At 56.5% G+C, this 22,691-nt stretch carries 14 protein-coding genes, 1 rRNA gene, 1 pseudogene and 1 riboswitch; of the genes and pseudogenes, 7 read left to right on the top strand and 9 right to left on the bottom strand.

Going from position 1 to position 22,691, the window contains the following annotated elements:
- Positions 1-14: 14 nt before the first annotated feature.
- Positions 15-1,640 (top strand): Na/Pi cotransporter family protein, encoded by a 1,626-nt coding sequence (locus tag QSK07_RS04935; RefSeq protein WP_285721008.1) that lies wholly within the window; start codon positions 15-17, stop codon positions 1,638-1,640.
- 86 nt (positions 1,641-1,726) lie between these two features.
- On the opposite strand, the gene panS is transcribed toward QSK07_RS04935, so the two are convergent.
- The 3 genes and pseudogenes from panS to lysC form a co-directional block, all read right to left on the bottom strand.
- A complete protein-coding gene (gene panS, locus QSK07_RS04930; RefSeq protein WP_285721007.1) occupies positions 1,727-2,644 on the bottom strand; it encodes a ketopantoate/pantoate/pantothenate transporter PanS in 918 nt (305 codons plus the stop codon).
- 183 nt (positions 2,645-2,827) lie between these two features.
- Positions 2,828-3,169: pseudogene (locus tag QSK07_RS04925) on the bottom strand (aquaporin); the annotation flags it as partial.
- A 154-nt stretch (positions 3,170-3,323) separates the two neighbouring features.
- Positions 3,324-4,676, bottom strand: a complete 1,353-nt coding sequence (gene lysC, locus QSK07_RS04920; protein ID WP_033734867.1) for a lysine-sensitive aspartokinase 3 — start codon at positions 4,674-4,676, stop codon at positions 3,324-3,326.
- Positions 4,677-4,789: 113 nt separating this feature from the next.
- Positions 4,790-4,982: riboswitch (Lysine riboswitch) on the bottom strand.
- A 391-nt stretch (positions 4,983-5,373) separates the two neighbouring features.
- On the opposite strand from lysC, the gene pgi reads away from it, so the two are divergent.
- The 5 genes from pgi (at position 5,374) to QSK07_RS04895 (ending at position 11,518) form a co-directional block, all read left to right on the top strand.
- A complete protein-coding gene (gene pgi, locus QSK07_RS04915) occupies positions 5,374-7,020 on the top strand; it encodes a glucose-6-phosphate isomerase (RefSeq protein ID WP_275220108.1) in 1,647 nt (548 codons plus the stop codon).
- A gap of 566 nt (positions 7,021-7,586) precedes the next feature.
- Positions 7,587-7,844 carry an exopolysaccharide production protein YjbE gene (yjbE, locus tag QSK07_RS04910; RefSeq protein ID WP_013359757.1) on the top strand — a complete coding sequence of 86 codons (258 nt, stop codon included), beginning with the start codon at positions 7,587-7,589 and terminating at the stop codon, positions 7,842-7,844.
- A 196-nt stretch (positions 7,845-8,040) separates the two neighbouring features.
- Positions 8,041-8,688 carry a YjbF family lipoprotein gene (locus tag QSK07_RS04905; RefSeq protein WP_110331185.1) on the top strand — a complete coding sequence of 216 codons (648 nt, stop codon included), beginning with the start codon at positions 8,041-8,043 and terminating at the stop codon, positions 8,686-8,688.
- The gene (locus QSK07_RS04900; RefSeq protein WP_285721006.1) at positions 8,685-9,428 is read left to right on the top strand and encodes a capsule biosynthesis GfcC family protein; all 744 of its coding nucleotides are present in this window, start codon (positions 8,685-8,687) and stop codon (positions 9,426-9,428) included. The genes QSK07_RS04905 and QSK07_RS04900 overlap by 4 nt, the downstream gene beginning before the upstream one ends.
- Positions 9,428-11,518, top strand: coding sequence for a YjbH domain-containing protein (locus QSK07_RS04895; protein WP_098051810.1), 2,091 nt, complete (start codon positions 9,428-9,430; stop codon positions 11,516-11,518). Before QSK07_RS04900 ends, QSK07_RS04895 begins: the two co-directional genes overlap by 1 nt.
- Before the next feature lie 293 nt (positions 11,519-11,811).
- Here QSK07_RS04895 and metH read toward each other — a convergent pair whose 3' ends face one another.
- Positions 11,812-15,447 carry a methionine synthase gene (metH, locus tag QSK07_RS04890; RefSeq protein WP_502921705.1) on the bottom strand — a complete coding sequence of 1,212 codons (3,636 nt, stop codon included), beginning with the start codon at positions 15,445-15,447 and terminating at the stop codon, positions 11,812-11,814.
- A 242-nt stretch (positions 15,448-15,689) separates the two neighbouring features.
- Between metH and iclR the strand changes: the two genes are divergently transcribed.
- On the top strand, positions 15,690-16,517 hold the full coding sequence (gene iclR / locus QSK07_RS04885; protein ID WP_098053102.1) for a glyoxylate bypass operon transcriptional repressor IclR: 828 nt from the start codon (positions 15,690-15,692) through the stop codon (positions 16,515-16,517).
- On the opposite strand, the gene aceK is transcribed toward iclR, so the two are convergent.
- The 5 genes from aceK to rrf all read right to left on the bottom strand — a co-directional run.
- Positions 16,492-18,240, bottom strand: a complete 1,749-nt coding sequence (gene aceK, locus QSK07_RS04880; RefSeq protein ID WP_285721005.1) for a bifunctional isocitrate dehydrogenase kinase/phosphatase — start codon at positions 18,238-18,240, stop codon at positions 16,492-16,494. The two genes, iclR and aceK, sit on opposite strands and share 26 nt — an antisense overlap.
- Positions 18,241-18,302: 62 nt before the next feature.
- A complete protein-coding gene (aceA, locus tag QSK07_RS04875; protein WP_285721004.1) occupies positions 18,303-19,604 on the bottom strand; it encodes an isocitrate lyase in 1,302 nt (433 codons plus the stop codon).
- Between the two features lie 17 nt (positions 19,605-19,621).
- Positions 19,622-21,220, bottom strand: a complete 1,599-nt coding sequence (gene aceB, locus QSK07_RS04870; protein ID WP_285721003.1) for a malate synthase A — start codon at positions 21,218-21,220, stop codon at positions 19,622-19,624.
- 262 nt (positions 21,221-21,482) lie between these two features.
- A complete protein-coding gene (metA, locus tag QSK07_RS04865) occupies positions 21,483-22,412 on the bottom strand; it encodes a homoserine O-acetyltransferase MetA (RefSeq protein WP_285721002.1) in 930 nt (309 codons plus the stop codon).
- 179 nt (positions 22,413-22,591) lie between these two features.
- Positions 22,592-22,691 (bottom strand): 5S ribosomal RNA (gene rrf, locus QSK07_RS04860); the annotation flags it as partial.

Raw genomic sequence — 22,691 nt, 5'->3', positions numbered from 1 at the left:
AGGAGCGATACCCCGTGTTAACTCTGCTTAATCTGCTTTCTGCAGTGGCCCTGCTGGTCTGGGGCACGCACATTGTGCGAACCGGCATCATGCGGGTTTACGGTGCCGATCTGCGCCGTGTGCTGAGCCGCAGTATAGAAAAAAAACCGATGGCGTTTCTGGCGGGTCTCGGCGTGACTACGCTGGTACAGAGCAGCAACGCCACGACGCTGCTGGTCACCTCGTTTGTGGCCCAGAATCTGGTCAGCCTGACGCCCGCGCTGGTGGTCATTCTGGGCGCGGATGTTGGTACCGCCATCATGGCGCGCATCCTGACCTTTGATCTCTCCTGGCTCTCACCGCTGTTTATCTTCTTTGGTGTGGTGTTTTTCCTTAGCCGCAAGCAGACCCGCGCCGGTCAGTTAGGTCGCGCCAGTATCGGCCTGGGCCTGATATTGCTGGCGCTGCAGCTGATTGTCGAAGCGGCGCGTCCGATTACTCAGGCCGCGGGTGTGCAGGTACTCTTCTCCAGCCTGACCGGCGATGTAATGCTCGATGCACTGCTGGGCGCAGTGTTTGCCATTATCAGTTACTCCAGTCTGGCCGCGGTGCTGATTACCGCGACACTGACTGCAACTGGCGTGATTTCGTTTAAGGTCGCGCTCTGTCTGGTGATTGGTGCCAATCTCGGTAGCGGTCTGCTGGCGATGATCAACGCCAGTGGCTCGAATGCCGCCGGTAAGCGCGTTGCGCTCGGCAGCCTGCTGTTCAAGTTCATTGGCTGCGTCCTGATCCTGCCGTTTGTCGATATTGTGGCGATCTGGCTCGATAAGCTGCCGGTCAACGATGAAGAGTTAGTGATTTTCTTCCATGTGTTTTACAACCTGATCCGCTGCGTGGCGATGGTGCCGTTTGCTGACCTGATGGCGCGCCTCTGCCGTCGACTCATTGCCGACGACGTGGATAACGCGCTGCAGCTTAAGCCAAAGCATCTCGATCGCAGTGCGCTGGATACCCCGGCGCTGGCGCTGGTGAATGCCGCCCGCGAAGCGCTGCGCATGGGTGACGTGCTGGAGCAGATGCTGGAAGCGTTTAATAAAGTCGTGCATGGCGAGTCCCGCGAGGAGCGCACGGTGCGTCGGCTGGATGATGATGTCGATGTGCTCTATACCGCCATCAAACTCTATCTGGCGCGGATGCCAAAAGAGGATTTGCCCGAAGAGGATTCGCGCCGCTGGGGCGAAATTATTGAGATGTCGCTGAATCTGGAACAGGCCGGTGACATCATTGAACGGATGAGCGGCGATGTCGCTGACAAGTCGCTGGCAGCGGGCCGCACGTTTTCTGCCGAGGGATTAAAGGAGCTGCAGGAGTTGCAGGAACTGTTGATCACCAACCTCAGAATGAGCCTGTCAGTCTTTCTTTCGCACGATGTCACCAGCGCCAGACGTCTGCGCCGCGCGAAACATCGCTTCCGCCTGATGATTCGCCGCTACTCTCACGCCCACGTTGACCGTCTGCACCAGCAGAACGTGCAGAGCATTGAGACCAGTTCCCTGCACCTCGGTTTGCTCGGCGACATGAAGCGCCTGAATTCCCTGTTCTGCAGCGTGGCTTATACCGTACTGGAACAGCCCGACGATGAGCGTGATTATGAATAAGGCGTATGAATAGTCTGTTGCGCCGACGCGGTCGTCCAGCGTAACAGCAGTGAGAAGCGGCGCATCGCAATAATGCGCCGCCACGGTTACTTCTTCTTAATCGGCTTTCCAGACCAGTATCCCGCCAGCAGCGAACCTGACAGGTTGTGCCACACCGAGAACAGCGCGCCCGGCAATGCCGCCAGCGGCGAGAAGTAGAGTTTGCCCAGCGTCGCCGCCAGACCGGAGTTCTGCATGCCGACCTCCAGCGCCAGCGTACGGCAGGTTGACTCATCAAAGCCAAACAGCTTGCCGCCCCAGTAGCCGCCAAGCAGGCCAATCGCGTTATGCAGGATCACCGCCGCGATCACCATCAGACCCACCGATCCAATAAAGCCCTGACTGCCCGCCACCACCGCGCTGATGATCAGCAGAATGCAGACCATCGAAAACGCAGGCAGCCAGGGTTCAACCCGGCGAACCGCGCTGTTCATACTGTGATGAATGATCAGTCCAAGGCTGATTGGGATCACCACGATCTTCACGATGCTCAGCAGCATACCCACCACATCAACCTGAATGTGGGTGTCGACATAAAGGCGGGTTAACAGCGGCGTAGCGAACACGCCCACCAGCGCGGAAACTGACGAGATCGTTACTGACAGCGCCACATCCCCTTTCGCCAGATAGATCATAACGTTGCTGGCAGTACCACTGGCCACGCTGCCGACCAGAATCATACCGGCGGCCAGATCGGGCGGCATATGTAACAGCTTTGCCAGCCCCCAGGCGGCTAACGGCATCACCAGATAGTGCAGAAAGGTGCCGGCAATCACCGGCGCAGGTCGGGTCAGCACCCGTTTGAAATCGTCGATATTCAGGGTTACGCCCATGCCGAACATAATCAGCATCAGCAGATAAGTGACCCAGGGTCCGATGCCGAGAAAGGTGCCTGGAGAGTAATAAGCGGCGACAGACAGCAGCACGGCCCAGAGCGGGAACAGGCGGGTTAACGTGGCGAGCATAGCCAGACTTCCTTATAAGAATGTTATGTTTAGTGCAGATTTGCCATAGAGCGTCATCATGCAGGAACGACTGCCGTGACGAGGCCGGGATCATAACACTTCATTATCATGGCGTAAGGCGAAGATGGGGCGAGGCAGGAAAATGCGGATCGACTGCTGCCGATCTGCTGAATGTCGACGAAATTACGCTGCTTTATCCTCTAAACCGCGGTAGATCAAACCACCAATCGCGGCACCGAGAATCGGCATCAACCAGAACATCCACCGCTGAGCGATCGACCAGTTACCCTGGAAGAGGGCTGCTGCGGTGCTGCGTGCCGGGTTAACTGAAGTGTTAGTCACCGGAATGCTGATCAGGTGGATCAGGTGGATCAGGTGGATCAGGTGGATCAGGTGGATCAGGGTTAATGCCAGACCAATCGCGATCGGCGCAAAGCCTTTTGGCACGCGTTCGCTGGTCGCGCCCATGATCACAATCAGGAAGATAGCCATCATCACGACCTCAGTGATCATGCCTGCCTGCAAACAAGAAAGGGATTTTCATTTGATAGTAGTGGGCAATAACCCTTTGGATTAATTGAATTATCTGGAAGAAGGAAACCAGCGGATGATCAGAACGAAGTGAAGCTTTTTTGCCGCTGTTCAGGCCGCGCAGACGCGGCCTGAACAGCGGTCGGATTTACTCGAACAGATTGCGGTGCAACGTACGGACGACGCTTTCCGCGTCGTTGCCCGGCACCAGGAAGCAAAGATTGTAGCTGCTGGCCCCATAGCAAATCATCCGCAGGTTGAACGGGTCGAGCACACCAAACACCTCTTTGCCGACACCGCAGGCTTTTGACAGCTCATTGCCGATAATCGCCACCAGCGCCAGATCTTCCTCCACTTCTACCCGGCACAGCGAAGAGAGTTCAGTCAGCAACGCCTGGGTCAGCAGACTGGCGCTGGTCGAGGTTGAGCCGGTGGTGTCCAGCGTCAGCGCCACGCTCACTTCAGAGGTGGTGATCAGATCAACGGAGACGTTATGACGCGCCAGAATGTTAAACAGTTCGGCGAGGAAACCAAACGTATGCAGCATGTTAAGGCTATGCAGCGTTAACAGCGTCTGCTTACGACGTAACGCCAGCGCCCGGAACAGCGGCGGATTGCGTGTTTCGTTGCAGACGCGGGTGCCGCCCGCGGCCGGATCCTTGCTGGAACCGACGAAGACCGGAATGCCCCGGCGCACGGCGGGCAGCAGCGTCGCCGGATGCAATACTTTTGCACCAAACGTCGCCATCTCAGCGGCTTCTTCGAAGGTGATTTCATCAATACGCTTCGCCGTCGGCACCACGCGCGGATCGGTGGTATAGATACCCGGCACATCCGTCCAGATATCGACTCGCGCCGCATTCAGCGCTTCGCCCAGCAGCGCGGCGGTGTAGTCACTGCCGCCACGCCCTAGAGTGGTGGTACGCCCTTCGCTTTCACTGCCGATGAAGCCCTGGGTAATCACCAGCGCCTGCTCAATGCGCGGCTGCAACTGCGCCGTCGCCTGCTCCGCCAGCACCTGGACATCCGGGACGGCCCGGCCAAAATGATCGTCGGTGCGCATCACTTTGCGAACATCAAACCACTCTGCATTCACCTGACGTTCACGCAGAATTTCAACAAACAGCAGTGAAGACATCAGCTCGCCGTGGCTGACCAGTTCATCGGTCAGGGCATTTGAGGTGGCGAGTGACGCCGCTTCTGAGAGCATGCTGATATTGTCGATCATCCGATCGATTTCATCGCGGATCACGTCCGGACGTTGCAGGCGATCGACGATGGCGTACTGGATACGGCGGATATCATCAAGCAGAGCAGCGCGCTGGGGTGCCTGCTGGCCTTCAGCCAGCGCAACCAGCAGATTGGTAATGCCTGCCGAGGCAGAGAGCACCACCAGACGCGTGCTGGCGTCCTGCAACACCACATCGGCGCTGCGGTTCATCGCTTCAAAATCGGCTACGCTGGTGCCGCCGAATTTTGCCACTATCAGAGTTTGAGACATGTAGGACCTCGTGTCAGGTTATCTTGTTCTCGCCGCAGAAAGGGTCGAGAAACATGCTTTCAGCCAGGCACAAGGAAAGAGCAGAAACGGGCGGACAAGATCGGATAGACGAGTCACCCAGAAGCGCCCCACCTTGCAAAACGTCGACTGCAGACGTTTCTGGTGACAACCCAGAGGATTCAGCCCCTGTAGCCGACAGGCAACACACCGCGTGCTGACCCACCTCGGCGTCGCTCCCCATAATGTGTTTTCACCGGATACGGTTCCTCCAACACACTGCCTGGGCGACGCGCCTCTTCTGGCTTGCACACAGGTGCGCAAGTAGGCGCATAGATCTAGCCTTTTCTGGACCTGCTGTCAATGTCAGCGATGACCGGAGAGCCGCATCAGAAAACAAATGACCCTGCCCCGCAGCGGCTAAAGTGCTTAATGGGTTCAGCCCCTGCAACAATCCCTGACACGGCACAACGTTTTGCGCAGACTTTCGCGTCACACTTTAGCGCGTGATACTTCTGCCATCCGCAGGTTGTTCGCGCCAGTGAATGCTGACGTCAGATCGCAGCATTCACCTCGCCTGCGCGGCGTGCGCTGACAAAATTTTTCCTTTCAGTTACAAGTGTGGTCATACTGAAACGCTAAACGGGCATGATGTGCCTCCGATGGAATGACGGTTCTTAATATCAACAAGAGTGTTGCCATGAAAAATATCAATCCGACACAAACCGCAGCCTGGAAAGCGCTGCAACAGCATTTTGAGCAGATGAAATCGGTAGAAATTGCCGATCTGTTCGCTCAGGATGCCGATCGTTTTGCCAAATTCTCTGCCACCTTTGATGATCAGATGCTGGTGGATTTCTCCAAAAACCGCATCACCCAGGAAACCCTCGATAAGTTACAGGCGCTGGCCAAAGAGACCGATCTCAGCGGTGCCATTAAGTCTATGTTCTCGGGTGAGAAGATTAACCGCACCGAAGATCGTGCGGTGCTGCACGTCGCACTGCGTAACCGGAGTAACACGCCGATTCTGGTGGATGGCAAAGATGTGATGCCAGAGGTCAATGCCGTGCTGGACAAGATGAAAGGCTTCTCAGAGCGCATCATCAGCGGCGAATGGAAAGGCTATACCGGTAAAGCGATCACCGACGTCGTGAATATCGGCATCGGCGGCTCCGACCTTGGTCCGTTTATGGTGACGGAAGCGCTGCGCCCGTACAAAAACCATCTGAATATGCATTTTGTCTCCAACGTTGACGGCACCCACATCGCCGAAACGCTGAAAGATCTCAGCCCGGAAACTACCCTGTTCCTGGTCGCATCGAAGACCTTCACGACTCAGGAAACCATGACCAACGCCCACAGCGCGCGTGACTGGTTCCTGAAAACCGCAGGCGATCAGCAGCATGTAGCGAAACACTTTGCTGCACTGTCGACCAACGCCAAAGCGGTGGGTGAATTCGGTATCGACACCAATAACATGTTTGAATTCTGGGACTGGGTTGGCGGCCGCTATTCACTGTGGTCAGCAATCGGCCTGTCGATCATTCTCTCCATTGGTTTCGATAACTTCAAGCAGCTGCTGAGCGGCGCACATGCCATGGACCAGCACTTCGCCTCTACCCCGGCGGAGCAGAACCTGCCGGTGCTGCTGGCGCTGATTGGCATCTGGTACAACAATTTCTTTGGTGCCGAAACCGAAGCGATTCTGCCTTACGACCAGTACATGCACCGCTTTGCCGCCTATTTCCAGCAGGGAAATATGGAGTCAAACGGCAAATATGTGGATCGCGACGGCCACCCGGTGAACTACCAGACTGGCCCTATTATCTGGGGCGAACCCGGCACTAACGGTCAGCACGCGTTTTATCAGCTGATCCATCAGGGTACCAAACTGGTTCCGTGTGACTTTATTGCGCCGGCTATTACTCATAACGCGCTGACAGACCACCATCCAAAACTGCTCTCTAACTTCTTTGCCCAGACCGAAGCGCTGGCATTTGGTAAGTCACGCGACGTCGTGGAAAAAGAGTTTACCGATGCCGGCAAATCTGCAGAATCTGTAGCCCACATTGTGCCGTTCAAGGTGTTTGAAGGTAATCGCCCGACTAACTCCATCCTGCTGCGTGAGATTACGCCCTACAGCCTGGGCGCGCTGATTGCGCTATATGAGCACAAAATCTTTACGCAGGGTGCCATCCTGAATATCTTCACCTTCGATCAGTGGGGTGTGGAATTAGGTAAGCAGCTGGCGAACCGGATTCTGCCGGAACTGGAAAATGAGGACGAAATTACCTCTCACGACAGTTCCACTAATGCCTTAATTAACCGCTATAAATCCTGGCGTTAATCGGCGTTAATTTCATCGGGCGGCAATGTTGCCGCCCTTTTTTTGTCTGTTTTAACACCTTACTGGGCGATTTATCGATTCAGGGATTAACCAGGGCGCGGGAAAATTCCTAAAATACCCTAAGATAATTCTGAACATCAGCGTACGGAACAGCGCGATAACCAGTATAAAATGGATCTGAAAACGAATGTCACACAGGGTTAGCTGTTGATTCATAATCATATTTAATTTAAGCCCCTCTGAGTAAATTCTGATTATTCTTATTCCGTACCAGATATAAATAAAAAAGAACATTACGCTTTGCAATGCCCTTAGCCGCAGCGAAATATAGGGTATCAACCGGAAATACTCCGATATAAAAAGCAGTTATCCCCAATACCACTGATTAAATCACGCAATCACCCCGCTATTTGCCCTGGTTTTTATGGCACTGAACTCTGATATTTTGTTGCCCTATAATGAACGCGCCCGCAATGGGACTGTCCGTCGCTCTGGTTGCAGCCTGTCTGTATTGCCCTTGTCGCCGGTCAGAGATCCTTCATTCACTCAATGCAGGAAACGTTGTTATGAAAAAAACTATGGTTGCCGGTGCAGCCCTGATCCTCGTTGCCGCTTCTTCCAGCGCATTTGCTGCGCCGCAGGAAGCCGGTGAAGCAGGTACGGCAGCTGGCGCGCAGGCGGGAGCAATCTCTGCTGGCACGTCCACCGCTGTCGGTATCGGCGCACTTGGCGCGCTGGTGGGGCTCGGCATTGCTGCTTCTGGCGGTGGTGACGGCGCAAATACCGGTACAACAACCACGACCACGACGAGCACCACTCGTTGATGAATGCCCGACTCCCGTCTGATTGCTGATGTGCAGCAAACGGGCCGAGGCTGAATCACTGACTTCGTTAAGTGATGACGCTAAGCCTTGTAACCTGTATCTCTGCAGCCAGCCGTGACGGGCAGAGCACCTTTAAACATAACCACACGCCTGTGTGGTTATTTTTTACTTTGGCATGACTTATCAGGGACACACAGTGCGCCGACTTCCTCTGCTGCTCGCTTGCCTGCTGCTGCAGGCCTGTACACAAACGCAAAAAGGTCTTGAACAGACCCTGCTGCTCGCGGTTAACGGTCCGGATGACGTGACCGTCACCGATCAACAGGTCAACAATCTTCCCTATGCCAGTCTCTATGCTCGTCTGAATGACGGTCCGCGCATTTTTGTGGTGCTGGGATACAACGAGAAGGGGCAGCAGAAATGGGTGACGCAGGATCAGGCGATGCTGGTGACACAGCACGGCCGCCTGGTTAAAACCCTGGGCTTACCCGATAACCTGCTGAGCGTCAGCAATCTGCAACAGGATCCGCTTGCTGACAGCCTGCATATCAGCAATGGCGCAGGCTGGACCCGCATCGTGCAGTGGACCGAGCAGGGCAAGGTTCGCGGCGCGACCGTGCGTTCCACCTTCCAGCGCGGCACCGACGAAGTGCTGACCGTGGCGGGCAACCGCATCCCGTGCCGTGTCTGGCATGAGCAGGTAAGCATCGACAGCAGTAACCGTGAGTGGGAAAACACCTTCTGGATCGACAACAGCAGCGGTGATGTGGTGCAGGCCCACCAGATGCTGGCGGCCGATGCCTTCCCTGTCGATATCACTATTCTGAAGCCGGCGAAATCATGAAAAAAATCACTATTTTGCTGGCCGGGCTGAGCCTGCTCAGCGCCGCAGAAGCACAGGCGACTGCACAGGTTATCGTTCATGCACCGCACAATGGCGGTCAGGCTGAGCTGAGCCAGATCGCGGATCTCTCACAGTTGGTAACACTGCCTCCGCTGCAGGCCAATACGGACTGGCGCCGTACCATTATTGCCGAGCGCGGTGCCAGCGCCGTCGCACAGCAGCACTATCAACAGACGCTGGGTGCTTTACGTGCCTGGCGTGCTGACAGCAGCGGCGATCGGGCGGCAGCCATTGATGAGGTCATCCGCCAGCTGAGCGCCATCAACGTGACAGGTCGTCAGTTCACCCCGCTTGACCCGGACTGGATCCGTCTCCATCCGGCGGACAACCGTCGGCTGGAAGGCAGCTATGACCTCTGGCTGCAGGCGCCATCCGATTCAGTGCTGCTGCTCGGCGCATTAAGCGGCGCAGGCAAAGTGAGCTGGCAGCCGGGTAAATCAGTACGCGACTATCTGGAGGGTCACCCGTCACTCTCCGGTGCAGAACGCAATTTTGTCACGGTGATTGCGCCTTCAGGCGCCACACAGCAGGTGCCGGTTGCCTACTGGAATCATCGCCACGCGGAAGTGGAGCCAGGCAGCGTTATCTGGCTCGGCTTTTCCTCATGGAGCCTGCCAGGCAGCTATGAAGATCTGAACGATCGCATTCTTTCCGTACTGACTCACCGGATACCAGACTGATGAAAAAACGTTATCTCTTCAGCCTGTTGGCTGTTTCCGTGGCGGCAGCCTGTCAGGCGCAGGCCGACACCTTCCCCGCGCCGGTAGGCCCGTCACAATCTGACTTCGGTGGTGTGGGCCTGATGCAGGTGCCGACGGCGCGCATGGCCAAAGAAGGCGAGTTCAGCCTCAATGCGCGCGACAACGATCAGTACCGCTATTACTCTGCGTCACTGCAGCTCTTTCCCTGGCTGGAGACGACCGTGCGTTATACCGACGTGCGCACCCGGCAGTACAGTGCAGTGTCAGAATTTAGCGGCACGCAGAGCTATAAGGATAAAGCCTTCGACCTGAAACTGCGTCTGTGGCAGGAAGGCTTCTGGCTGCCGGAAGTGGCGGTGGGAACCCGCGATCTCGGCGGTACCGGCCTGTTTGACAGTGAATATGTGGTGGGAACCAAAGCCTGGGGACCGTTCGACTTCACCCTGGGCCTCGGCTGGGGCTATCTCGGTAACAGCGGCACCGTGAAGAACCCGTTCTGCTCTTATAGCGACAGCTATTGCCAGCGTCCACGGGTGGGCGAGGCGGGTTCCATCAATGGCTCGCAGATGTTCCACGGTCCGACGGCATTTTTCGGCGGCGTGGAGTATCAGACGCCCTGGCAGCCGCTGCGTCTCAAAATGGAGTATGAGGGCAACAACTATCAGAATGACTTTGCTGGCCGCCTTGATCAGCGCAGCAAGCTCAACGTCGGCGCGATTTATCGTGTGACCGACTGGGCTGACATCAACGCAAGCTACGAACGCGGCAACACCTTTATGTTTGGTGTCACCATTCGTACCAACTTCAACGATCTGCGTCAGGCACACATCGACAGCGAGAAGCCGGCCTACAATCCGCAGCCGCAGCCTCAGTTGCTGGAACCGACGGTAGTCGGCACTCAGCTGACCGATCTGAAATACAACGCGGGTCTTGATGGTCCGCGGATTCAGACTCAGGGCCACACGTTATATGTGTCAGGCGAGCAGACGAAGTATCGTGATACCCGTGAAGGGGTGGATCGCGCTAACCGTATCATCATGAACCACCTGCCGGACGGCATCGACACCATCAATGTGACCGAGTCGCGCTTTAACATGCCGCAGGTGACCACTGAAACGAAAGTTGCCAGTCTGCGTAACGAGCTGGAAGGCTACCCGCTGGGCCACGAGCAGCCGCTGCAACAGACCCGAAAAGAACCGGTCGATCCGGGTAACACTGAACAGGGTATGTTTATTCGCCAGGATCGACTGAACTACAGCCTGTCACCGGTGCTGAATCAGTCGGTGGGCGGCCCGGAAAGCTTCTACATGTATCAGGTTGGCGTGATGGCCAGCGCGGATTACTGGCTGACGGATCACCTGCTGGTGGGCGGCAGTCTGTTTGGTAACCTCGCGAATAACTACGACAAGTTCAACTATAACGGTGCACCGGCTGACTCTTCACTGCCACGCGTGCGTACTCATATCCGTGATTACGTTGAGAACAACGTGTACGTCAACGATCTACAGGCGAACTATATGGGCCACCTCGGTAACGGCTTCTATGGTCAGGTCTACGGCGGTTATCTGGAGACGATGTACGGCGGCGTGGGCGGCGAGCTGCTTTATCGCCCGGTCGATGCGAACTGGGCGGTAGGCGTCGATGCCAACTATGTCCGTCAGCGTGACTGGGACAATATGATGCAGTTTAACCGCTATAAAGCGTCAACGGGCAACCTGACCGGTTACTGGCGTCCGTGGTTCATGCAGGATGTGCTGGTGAAAACCAGCGTCGGTCAGTATCTGGCGAAAGATAAAGGTGTGACGGTCGATGTGTCGAAGCGCTTCGACAGCGGCGTGATGGTCGGTGTTTATGCCACCAAAACCAACGTGTCGTCGGAAGAGTATGGCGAAGGCGACTTCACCAAAGGCTTCTATATCTCCGTGCCGATGGATCTGTTCACCGTGACGCCAACACGCGGTCGCGCGCAGGTCAACTGGGTGCCGCTGACGCGTGATGGCGGTCAGATGCTGGGGCGTAAGTACCAGCTGTATGATCTGACGTCGGATCGCGACGCGCGCTTTAACTAAGCAGAGGCGGCCTCCGGGCCGCTTCATGCTAATGAGGGAAAGCAGGCTCAGGGTAAATCTGACCGCCAGACGCAAAGCGATGGGAGCATTCGCCTGAAGCAAAGCATAGCAATGAGATCGCCCCTGCTCAGGGAACCCGGTCAGATCGGAAAGGCGCTAATGCCATCCCTGGCGCGGGACGCTTTCCTCCTCTGATCGGGTTCCCTGGGCGTTGAGTTTCTTCATTGCTGCCAGATTTATCCGGAGCTGGATTTGCTAGCTGTCTGAAGCGGCCCTCAGGCCGCTTTTTTTATTTAGTCCGCATCGTAGCCGAGATTCGGTGCCAGCCAGCGCTCCACCTCCGTAACCGACATCCCTTTGCGTGCCGCATAATCTTCTACCTGATCGCGCTGAATCTGCGCCACGGCGAAATAGCGGCTTTCAGGATGGCTGAAATACCAGCCAGACACCGCCGCACCCGGCCACATGGCAAAGGATTCGGTCAGTTTCATGCCGGTCTGTTCTTCCACTGTCAGCAGACGCCAGATGGCAGCTTTTTCAGTGTGATCCGGGCAGGCCGGATAGCCTGGCGCCGGACGTATCCCCTGATAATTTTCGCGAATCAACTCTTTATTGCTGAGGTTTTCGTTGGGCGCAAAGCCCCAGATCACCTTACGCACCCGCTCATGCAGGTATTCAGCAAAAGCTTCCGCCAGACGGTCAGCCAGCGCTTTCACCATGATTCTGTTGTAGTCATCGTGCTGACGATCATAGGCCTCCGCCAGCGCATCCTCTTCCAGTCCGCCGGTCACCGCGAACGCGCCAAGGTAATCCGCTTTTCCCGTTGACTTCGGGGCAATAAAATCCGCCAGGCAGTAGTTGGCAAAGTCGGTTTTCTCGGTCTGCTGACGTAAGTGATGACTCACACACGAAACTTCATCGCGTCGTTCATCGCGGTAAACATGGATATCATCGCCAACCCGGTTAGCCGGGAAAATACCGACCACGCCACGCGGCTTCAGTAGTGACTCCTCACTTAATCTGTCGAGCATCGCACTGGCATCGGCAAACAGACGCTGCGCTTCTTCACCCACCACCTCATCTTCAAGAATGCGGGGATATTTACCCGCCAGCGACCAGGTCATAAAGAACGGCGTCCAGTCGATGTAGTGGCGTAGCGTCGCAATGCTGGCCTCCACCTGACTGACACCAGCGCGATGCGGCACCGGCGGCGTGTAGCTTTCCCAGTCAATCGACGTGGCGTTGTCGCGCGCCGCCTGCAGCGGGACCGGCGGCGTGCGCGGCTTTTTGCGTGCATGCTGGATGCGCACGGTCTCATACTCTTTGCGGGTTCGGGCAACAAAATCGTCTTTCAGCGTGGCGGAGAGCAGCGACGACACCACGCCAACGGTGCGAGAAGCGTTCTGCACGTAGACCGTCGGGCCGCTATAGTGCTGTTCAATCTTGACGGCAGTATGCGCCTTCGAAGTGGTCGCGCCGCCAATCAGCAACGGTAAGGTAAAGCCCTGCCGCTCCATCTCTTTCGCCATATTGACCATCTCATCCAGCGACGGCGTAATCAGGCCAGACAGGCCGATGATGTCCGCCTTCACTTCGCGCGCCGTTTTGAGGATTTTTTCGCCCGGCACCATCACGCCAAGATCGATAATTTCGTAGTTATTACACTGCAGCACCACGCCGACGATATTCTTGCCGATGTCATGCACGTCGCCTTTAACCGTAGCCAGCACGATTTTACCGTTGCTGCGCCCCGCCTCTTTGCTGGCTTCGATAAACGGCTCCAGATACGCTACCGCCTGCTTCATCACGCGCGCCGATTTCACCACCTGCGGCAGGAACATTTTGCCTTCGCCGAACAGGTCGCCGACCACGTTCATGCCGGACATCAGCGGCCCCTCAATCACCTCTATCGGACGGGACACCTGCTGGCGCGCTTCTTCGGTATCCTGCTCGATGAACTCCGTGATGCCTTTGACCAGCGAATATTCGAGCCGCTTCACCACGTCCCAACTACGCCACCCGGCGAGTTGCTTGTCCTGCGCACCGTCGCTTTTGCCTCCACGGTATTTTTCCGCCAGCGTCAGCAGCCGCTCGGTGCCATCATCCCGTCGGTTAAGGATCACATCCTCTACCGCCTTGCGCAGTTCTGTCGGCAGATCGTCATAGATGGCCAGCTGGCCTGCGTTGACGATGCCCATATCCATGCCGTTACGGATAGCGTAGTAGAGGAACACCGCATGTATCGCTTCACGTACCGGGTCGTTGCCACGGAATGAAAACGACACGTTGGAGACGCCGCCAGAGATTAGCGCATGGGGCAGTTCACGCTTGATGTCTTCACAGGCACCGATGAAATCCATGGCATAGTTGTTGTGCTCGTCGATGCCGGTGGCGACCGCAAAGATGTTGGGATCGAAAATGATATCTTCCGGCGGGAAGCCGACCTGTTCGGTCAGGATCCGGTAAGCGCGGCGGCAGATTTCGATTTTACGGGCGCGGGTATCTGCCTGGCCCACTTCGTCAAACGCCATGACCACCATCGCCGCGCCGTAACGCCGCACCTGGCGCGCATGGTGGATAAAGGCCGCTTCACCCTCTTTCATCGAAATCGAATTCACAATCCCTTTGCCCTGAATGCACTGCAGCCCTTTCTCAATCACCGCCCATTTCGAGGAGTCGATCATAATCGGCACGCGGGCAATATCCGGTTCGCCCGCAATCAGATTCAGAAAGCGCACCATCGCCGCTTCGGCATCGAGCATCCCTTCATCCATATTGATGTCGATGATCTGCGCGCCGCTCTGCACCTGCTGCAGTGCCACTTCCAGCGCGTCGTTGTACTTCTCTTCTTTAATCAGCCGCTTAAATTTTGCTGAGCCGGTGACGTTGGTTCGCTCACCGACGTTAACAAACAGCGACTCTGCGGTGATGTTCAGCGGCTCCAGACCGGAGAGGCGACAGGCCACCGGCATCACCGGCAACCTGCGCGGCGCGACGCCGTCAACCGCCGCGACCATGGCCGCAATATGTTGCGGCGTCGTGCCACAGCAGCCGCCAATAATGTTCAGGAAGCCCGAGGTGGCCCATTCCTTAATCTGCTCCGCCATCAGCGCCGCATCGAGATCGTATTCGCCAAAGGCGTTCGGCAGTCCGGCGTTGGGATGGGCGGTGACGTAGCCCTCGGCGATGCGCGACAGCTCCGCCACATACTGACGCAGCTCATCCGGTCCCAGCGCACAGTTCAGGCCAAAAGAGAGCGGTTCGGCATGACGCAACGAGTTGTAAAACGCTTCCGTAGTCTGACCGGAGAGCGTCCGGCCGGAGGCGTCGGTGATGGTGCCGGAGATCATCAGCGGCAGCTTCACACCCAGCGTTTCCATCTCGGTCTGCACCGCATAAATGGCCGCTTTGGCATTCAGCGTATCAAACACCGTTTCGATCATGATGAGGTCAGCACCGCCCTCCACCAGCGCACGGGTCGATTCGCGGTAGGCTTCCACCAGCTGATTAAAGGTGACGTTGCGGTAAGCAGGATCGTTGACGTCGGGTGAGATCGAGCAGGTGCGGTTAGTCGGGCCGAGCACACCCGCAACGTAACGCGGCCGATCCGGCGTTTTCGCCGTCCAGGCATCGGCGCAGGCGCGCGCCAGCCGGGCCGCTTCGAAATTGATCTCCGCCGCCAGGCTTTCCATCTGGTAATCCGCCATCGCAATCGACGTGGCGTTGAAGGTGTTGGTTTCCAGGATATCCGCACCGGCAGCCAGATAGGCGTTGTGGATCTCGCGGATCACCTTGGGTTTACTCAGCACCAGAAGATCGTTGTTGCCTTTGAGATCGCAGGGCCAGTCAGCAAAACGGCTGCCGCGATAATCCTTTTCCTCCAGCCGGTAGCTCTGGATCATGGTGCCCATGCCACCATCCAACACCATAATGCGTTGTGCGAGCTGCTGATGTAGCGCGTCGATTTTAGTGCTCACTGTTGCCCCATTCACGTCAGTCTGCGGGCGGAAAACCCTGTTTTTCATTCTGGCACAAGCCTGTCTGGTGACAAAGTAACCTCTTCTGCGACAGGGTCCAGTTATGACCATACAGGTCTGACCAGAAAACCAGCGTTTGCAAACGGTGTGATTAAAACGAAAATGATTTCCACAATGAAAAAGGAGAAACAATGATGGCAACGCCCGTTCCCGTTAAGCGCGGTAAGAAACCGCGTGGCATCCCTGCTGCTGCACCTGCGGGCGGTCAGGTCCAGTCGCTGACGCGCGGCCTGACCCTGCTGGAACTGATTGCGGATTCACATGGTAGCGTGGCGCTGACCGAGCTGGCGCAGCAGGCGGGTTTGCCTAACTCCACCACGCATCGCCTGCTCAGCACCATGCAGCAGCAGGGTTTTGTCCGCCAGGTAGGCGATCTCGGGCTCTGGACAATCGGCGCGCACGCCTTTGTGGTCGGCAGCAGTTTCCTGCAAAGCCGCAATCTGCTGGCGCTGGTTCACCCGGTGCTGCGTAACCTGATGGAGCAGTCCGGTGAGACGGTGAATCTGGCGGTGCTGGATCTCAGCGACCACCAGGCGGTGATCATTGATCAGGTGCAATGCACCCAGCTGATGAGGATGTCTGCGCCGATTGGCGGCAAACTGCCGATGCACGCGTCAGGCGCAGGCAAAGCCTTTCTGGCCCATCTGGGTGATGAGCAGGTTACTGCCCTGCTGCATCAGAAAGGATTGCATTACTACACGCCGAAAACCCTGATGTCGCCGCAGAGTCTGAAAGAGAATCTGGCGCAGGTGCGCAAAGCGGGTTTTTCGCTGGATGATGAAGAGCATGCGCTCGGACTGCGCTGTGTCGCCGCGCCCATCTATGATGAACATGGCGAGGCGTTTGCCGCGCTCTCGATTTCCGGCCCTATCGCCCGCATGACAGACGATCGGATTACGGAGTTAGGTGCGCTGGTCATCCGCGAAGCGCGTCAGGTTACGCTGGCGTATAGTGGCCGTTGACCGTCTCCGCCGCATAGCAGACGCTGAAACGCTGCGTCTGCCGCCAGGCGATCACCTCTTCCACATGACCCAGGGCGAGGCGCTGCTGCTGCGCGCACCACCAGCGGGCGTCGAATATCTCCGGATGTAACTCCAGCAACAAGGCGCCGGTTGCGGCTTCACTGCATAACACATAGCGGAAGGTTTCCGGGAAGACATCGTCCGGACCGACGCTGTACCACGGTTCGGCGCTGAGTTCATCCTCGTCATAGCGCGCCGCGGGCACCTCGCGAAAATTCAGCTCCTGCATCGGGCGGATCTCATCGTAGTCGTAGAAAATCACGCGCCCATGACGGGTTATGCCGAAGTTCTTAAACAGCATGTCGCCAGGAAAAATATTGGCTGCTGCCAGCTGTTTAATGGCGTTGCCATACTCTTCAATGGCATGGCGTCGCTCTGCCGCATCTGCCTGAGCAAGATAGAGATTAAGCGGCTGCATACGACGCTCCAGCCACAAATGATGGATGATCAGGCGATCGCCTTCGATGTGCAGTTTCTCTGCCACGCAGGCGTGGAGTTCCGCCAGCAGCGCCGGTGAGATACGCGACAATGGCAGCACAAACTGCTCGAACGCCTGCGTATCCGCCATCCGTCCCACGCGATCGTGCTCTTTGACCTGCTGATAACAGGCGCGGACCTGCGCTTCCGTCACCTCTTTTTGCGGTGCGAAGCGATCCTTTATTACCTTGAACACCCAGTCAAAGCCCGGCAGCGTGAAGACCAGCATCACCATGCCCCGCACGCCAGGCGCGATCTCAAAAGCCGTCTCACTCTCTGCCAGCGCCTGAAGATATTCACGATAGCTTTCCGTTTTACCGTGCTTCTGGCAGCCAATCGCCATATAGCGTTCAGCCAGGGTTTTGCCGGGCAGAATCGGTTGTAGCCAGGCGACCAGCGCCGCAGGCACCGGGGCATACACCATGAAATAGGCGCGGGCAAAACCAAAGACAATGCTGGCGTCATTCACATCAGTCAGGCAGGTGTCGATCCACAGTTCGCCCGTTTCAGTGCGCTGGATCGGCAGCAGACAGGGAAAAATGTCCTCCGGCAGATGCAGGCGCGCCACCAGCCAGGCAGTTTTGTTGCGATAGAAGAGTTCACTGTTGACCTCAAGCCAGCCCTGGTTCAGCCGGGGGAAATGCGACTGCAGGTGGCGGACAATCCAGCCGACATCACGCGCGCGGTGCTGCCACGGCAGCGTCAGCGGTAAATCCTCCAGCACCTGGTCCATCAATGCCCGCCAGCCCCGCTCCGGCTGGTAATGACGTGATAAGGGCCGCAAAGGTGTGACCGGTGTGGTCAGAGACTGAGAGCTCATGATAAACAGCCGGTCCGGCTGCAAGTCAGCATGTCCGTGTAACCGGCAATAGACGGAGTTAAAGAAGCTTTCGGCAATCTCATGCCGTGGATAGCCAGGCAGCAGGCTTTGATAATGATCCTTGACCCGCAGCCAGAAAATCTCATCCCAACTGGCCGCGCCGTTCAGCACCCGCAGCTGATCGGCAACCAGACTGACATGATGATCATAGAGATGAATACGGGCCTTCATGGCATGCTGCACCGCCTGCCATTCTGCCTGTTCAAACCGCTGCTGCGCCCCGGCGGTAATATCCAGAAAGCGGCCATACTGCGCATCAAAACCCTGCAGAATAGTGTGGGCGATCAGGGATTCACGTGGCGGCATAGTGAGCTCCGGTCAATGCCCGCCCGCGTGGTGCGGGCGGGGAATCCGTCAGAGGAAAAGGGTCAGAACTGGTGTTCTTCGGTCGAACCGGTGAGCGCGGTGACCGAAGACTTACCGCCCTGAATGATATTGGTCACCTGATCGAAATAGCCAGTGCCCACTTCCTGCTGATGTGACGAGAAGCTGTAACCGCGATCGCGGGCAGCGAACTCAGGCTGCTGAACTTTTTCCACGTAGTGACGCATGCCTTCGCCCTGGGCATAGGCATGCGCCAGATCGAACATGTTGAACCACATGCTGTGGATGCCCGCCAGCGTGATGAACTGGAAGCGATAGCCCATGTCGCTGAGCGCCTGCTGGAACTTCGCGATGGTGCGATCGTCGAGGTTCTTCTTCCAGTTGAACGATGGCGAGCAGTTGTAAGCCAGCAATTTGCCGGGGAAGCGCGCATGAATGGCGTCGGCAAAGCGCTGCGCCATCGCCAGATCCGGCGTCGAGGTTTCGCACCACAGGATGTCAGCGTAAGGGGCATAGGCCAGCCCGCGACTGATTGCCTGTTCAATACCGGCATGGGTGCGGAAGAAGCCTTCTGCCGTCCGGTCACCCAGGATGAAAGGACGATCGTATTCATCGCAGTCTGAGGTAATCAGGTCCGCGGCATCGGCATCGGTGCGGGCCAGCAGCACGGTGGGTACTCCCATCACATCAGCCGCCAGCCGCGCCGCCACCAGTTTCTGAATCGCTTCCTGAGTCGGCACCAGCACTTTGCCGCCCATGTGACCGCATTTTTTTACCGCCGCCAGCTGATCTTCGAAGTGAACCGCCGCCGCGCCCGCCTGAATCATCGCCTTCATCAGCTCATACGCATTGAGTACGCCGCCAAAGCCGGCTTCCGCATCAGCGACAATCGGCAGAAAGAAATCGGTGTGCCGACTGTCCCCCTTTTCAATGCCGCTGGACCACTGAATCTGATCGGCACGCTGAAAGGTCTGATTAATGCGGGTTACCACTTCCGGCACCGAGTTCACCGGGTAGAGCGACTGGTCGGGATACATCTGCCCGGCTACGTTGGCATCCGCAGCTACCTGCCAGCCAGAAAGGTAGATCGCTTCGATGCCCGCTTTGGCCTGCTGCAGTGCCTGCCCGCCGCTGAGCGCCCCCAGACTGTTGACATACCCTTTGTTCGCCTCGCCGTTCAGCAGCGCCCATAACTTATCCGCACCTCGCTCCGCCAGCGTACAGGCGGGCAGGACCGAGCCACGCAGATTCACCACCTCTGCTGCGCTATAAGGGCGGGTAATGCCCTGCCAGCGTGTGGTCTGCCAGAGTTGTTCCAGTTGTTCTATCTGTTGAGTACGTGTCATGGCAATAGCTCCTCTGTTCAGGGGATCAGGCGGTAGCCTGGCAGGGTAAGAAAAGAAACCAGCTCTCGCTCGGTGGTGATCTGCGCCATCAGCTGCGCCGCGTCGTCATAGCGACCGGCACTAAAGCGGGCTTCGCCCAACGCGTTTTGCAACAGATGCAGCTCTTCGTTCAGCCAGCGCAGAAACAGTTCGGCCGTGACCTGCTGGCCACTGTTCAGCATTTGCTGATGACGAATCCATTGCCAGGTTGAGGTGCGTGCGATCTCAGCAGTAGCAGCATCCTCCATCAGCCCGTCAATTGGCACACAACCGTTGCCGCTAATCCACGCTTCAAGGTATTGCAGCGCGACGCGGATGTTGGCGCGCATCCCCGCTTCGGTGCGCTCGCCCTGGCAGGGCGCGAGTAACTGCTCCGCCGTGATCGGGGCATCTTCATCGCGCAGAATATGCAGCTGATTCGGCCGGTCGCCCAGCGCAGCATCGAAGACCGCCATGGCGGTATCCGCCAGCCCCGGATGTGCAATCCAGGTGCCGTCGTGCCCGTTACCGGCCTCCCGCTGTTTATCTTCCGTTACACGCTGCAATACCCAGGTATTGCGCGTCGGGTCTTTAGCGGGGATCAGCGCTGACATTCCGCCCATCGCGAATGCTCCCCGGCGATGACAGGTTTTAATCAGCAGGCGCGAGTAAGCATCAAGAAACGGCTGAGACATGGTGACGGACTGGCGATCCGGCAGAACGCGATCCGGATGCTGTTTCAGAGTTTTGATGTAGCTGAAGATGTAGTCCCAGCGGCCGCAGTTGAGGCCCACAATGTGATCGCGCAGATTCCACAGGATCTCATCCATCTGAAACACGGCGGGTAAGGTTTCAATCAGCACTGTCGCTTTGATCGTGCCGCGCGGCAGATCGAACTGATCCTCGCTGAAGCTGAAGATCTCACGCCACCATGCGATCTCCTGCCAGCTCTCGGTCTTAGGCAGATAGAAGTAAGGTCCGCTGCCCTTAGCCAGTAAAGGCCGGACGTTGTGGAAAAAATAGAGCGCGAAATCAAACAGCCCGCCCGGAATCGCCTCACCCTGCCAGCTGACATGTTTTTCTGACAGATGGAGGCCGCGAACCCGGCACATCAGCACCGCTGGATTAGCGCCGAGCTGATAAATTTTGCCCGTGTCGCTGGTGTAACGCAGCGTGCCCTGCACCGCCTCACGCAGGGTAAGCTGCCCGTCAATCAGTTTTGACCACTCCGGCGACAGCGAGTCCTCAAAGTCGGCCATAAAAACTTTTACGTTTGCGTTCAGGGCATTAATCACCATTTTTCGCTCGGGTGGCCCCGTGAGCTCGACGCGACGATCTTTTAAATCTGCCGGAATAGGTTGAATACGCCACTCACTGGCTCTTATGGAAGCGGTTTCCATATCGAAGCCTGGCAGATAGCCCTGGTCATATTGCTGCTGACGCTGCTGGCGAGCTGATAACAGCACGTCGCGTTGCGGTGCAAAGCACGCAACCAGCGCCTCCAGAAAAGAGATGGCCTCGGGGGTTAACAACTGCTGTTCAGCACGGTTAAAGGGCTGGCTGAAAGAGAGGGTATGGCTGATCACTGAGTCTGTCATGCTGGCTTTCTCCTGTATTCAAAGGATCGAATGCAGCGGATCCACATGGTGTTCGTTTTGTGAGCGACAGGATCAGAGCATAATCATTTATTTTTCTAAATCAAAAACTATTTCCATTTTTGCATATAAATTGTTCTATCCCAATGTTTTACATGTATTTAAAGTTATTTTCATTAAAGGAACGGATTTCATTAGCGTTTTACAGACGAAAAAAAACCGTGTTGCCTTTGGCTAACACGGTTCAGTTGCTCGTCAGGTGGGACTATTCCAGCGTTGGATTCATGCGGCGCAGATCGAACGGGGTGATCTGGTAAACATAGTAGTTGAGCCAGTTCGAGAACAGCAGATTGCCGTGACTTCGCCAGGTGGCGCGCGGTGGCAGTGCTGGATTATCCTGCGGGAAGTAGTTATACGGGACTTCCGGGCTTACTCCCGCTTCATAATCACGATGATACTCACCCGACAACGTCAGCGCGTCGTACTCCGGGTGACCGGTAACAAACACCAGACGTTTGTCTTTACTCGCTATCAGGTAGGCGCCGGTTTGTTCCGATTCAGCAAACAGCTCAAGATCGGTGTAATCCGTGATCAGCTGAGTCGGAAAATCAGCATAGCGTGAGTGTGGCGCAAGGAAATTATCATCAAACCCCCGGGTCAGTAACGCATGGGGATGCAAAATCTGGTGCTCATAGACGCCAGACAGCTTGTTATGCCGGGTTTGCTTGGGAATGCCATACAGAATATTAAGCGCAGCCTGCACGGCCCAGCAGACAAACAGGGTGGAGGTGACGTGTTCATTGGCCCAGTGCAGTACGCGCTGAATCTGGGGCCAGTAGGCGACATCATTAAAATCAACCAGTCCCAGTGGTGCACCTGTCACGATTAAGCCATCGTAGTTGTCGTGCTGGATATCTTCAAAATTGCAGTAGAAATTGTTGAGGTGCTCAGTGGGCGTATTACGTGACTCGCGGCTGTCGATGCGCAGCAGCTGAATATCGATCTGTAAGGGCGAGTTGGAAAGCAGACGCAGAAACTGGTTCTCCGTTTCGATCTTTTTCGGCATCAGATTCAGTATGAGCACTTTAAGCGGGCGGATCTCCTGAACACTGGCGCGCGACGATGTCATAACAAAGACATTTTCGTCACGCAAAAAATTCACTGCCGGTAATTCGTCGGGAACCCTGATTGGCATAACCTGCTCACCTCTTGCAACCATATAAACGTTTAGACATCTGGATGCCCAACATTATAGTGATCAACAGAGATTGTCGAGGTTTCATGCAGAAAATGAAAATGTTTCAGCTTAAAGTGGCAAACAGCAGACGTAAAAAAGCCCCGCACTCGCGTGCGGGGCTTCTTCACTTATTTGATGCCTGGCAGTTCCCTACTCTCGCATGGGGAGGCCCCACACTACCATCGGCGCTACGGCGTTTCACTTCTGAGTTCGGCATGGGGTCAGGTGGGACCACCG

The organism is Pantoea sp. QMID4 (assembly GCF_030270445.1).
Classification (GTDB): Bacteria; Pseudomonadota; Gammaproteobacteria; order Enterobacterales; family Enterobacteriaceae; genus Pantoea; species Pantoea vagans.
This window is presented reverse-complemented; position numbering and strand designations above follow the sequence as displayed.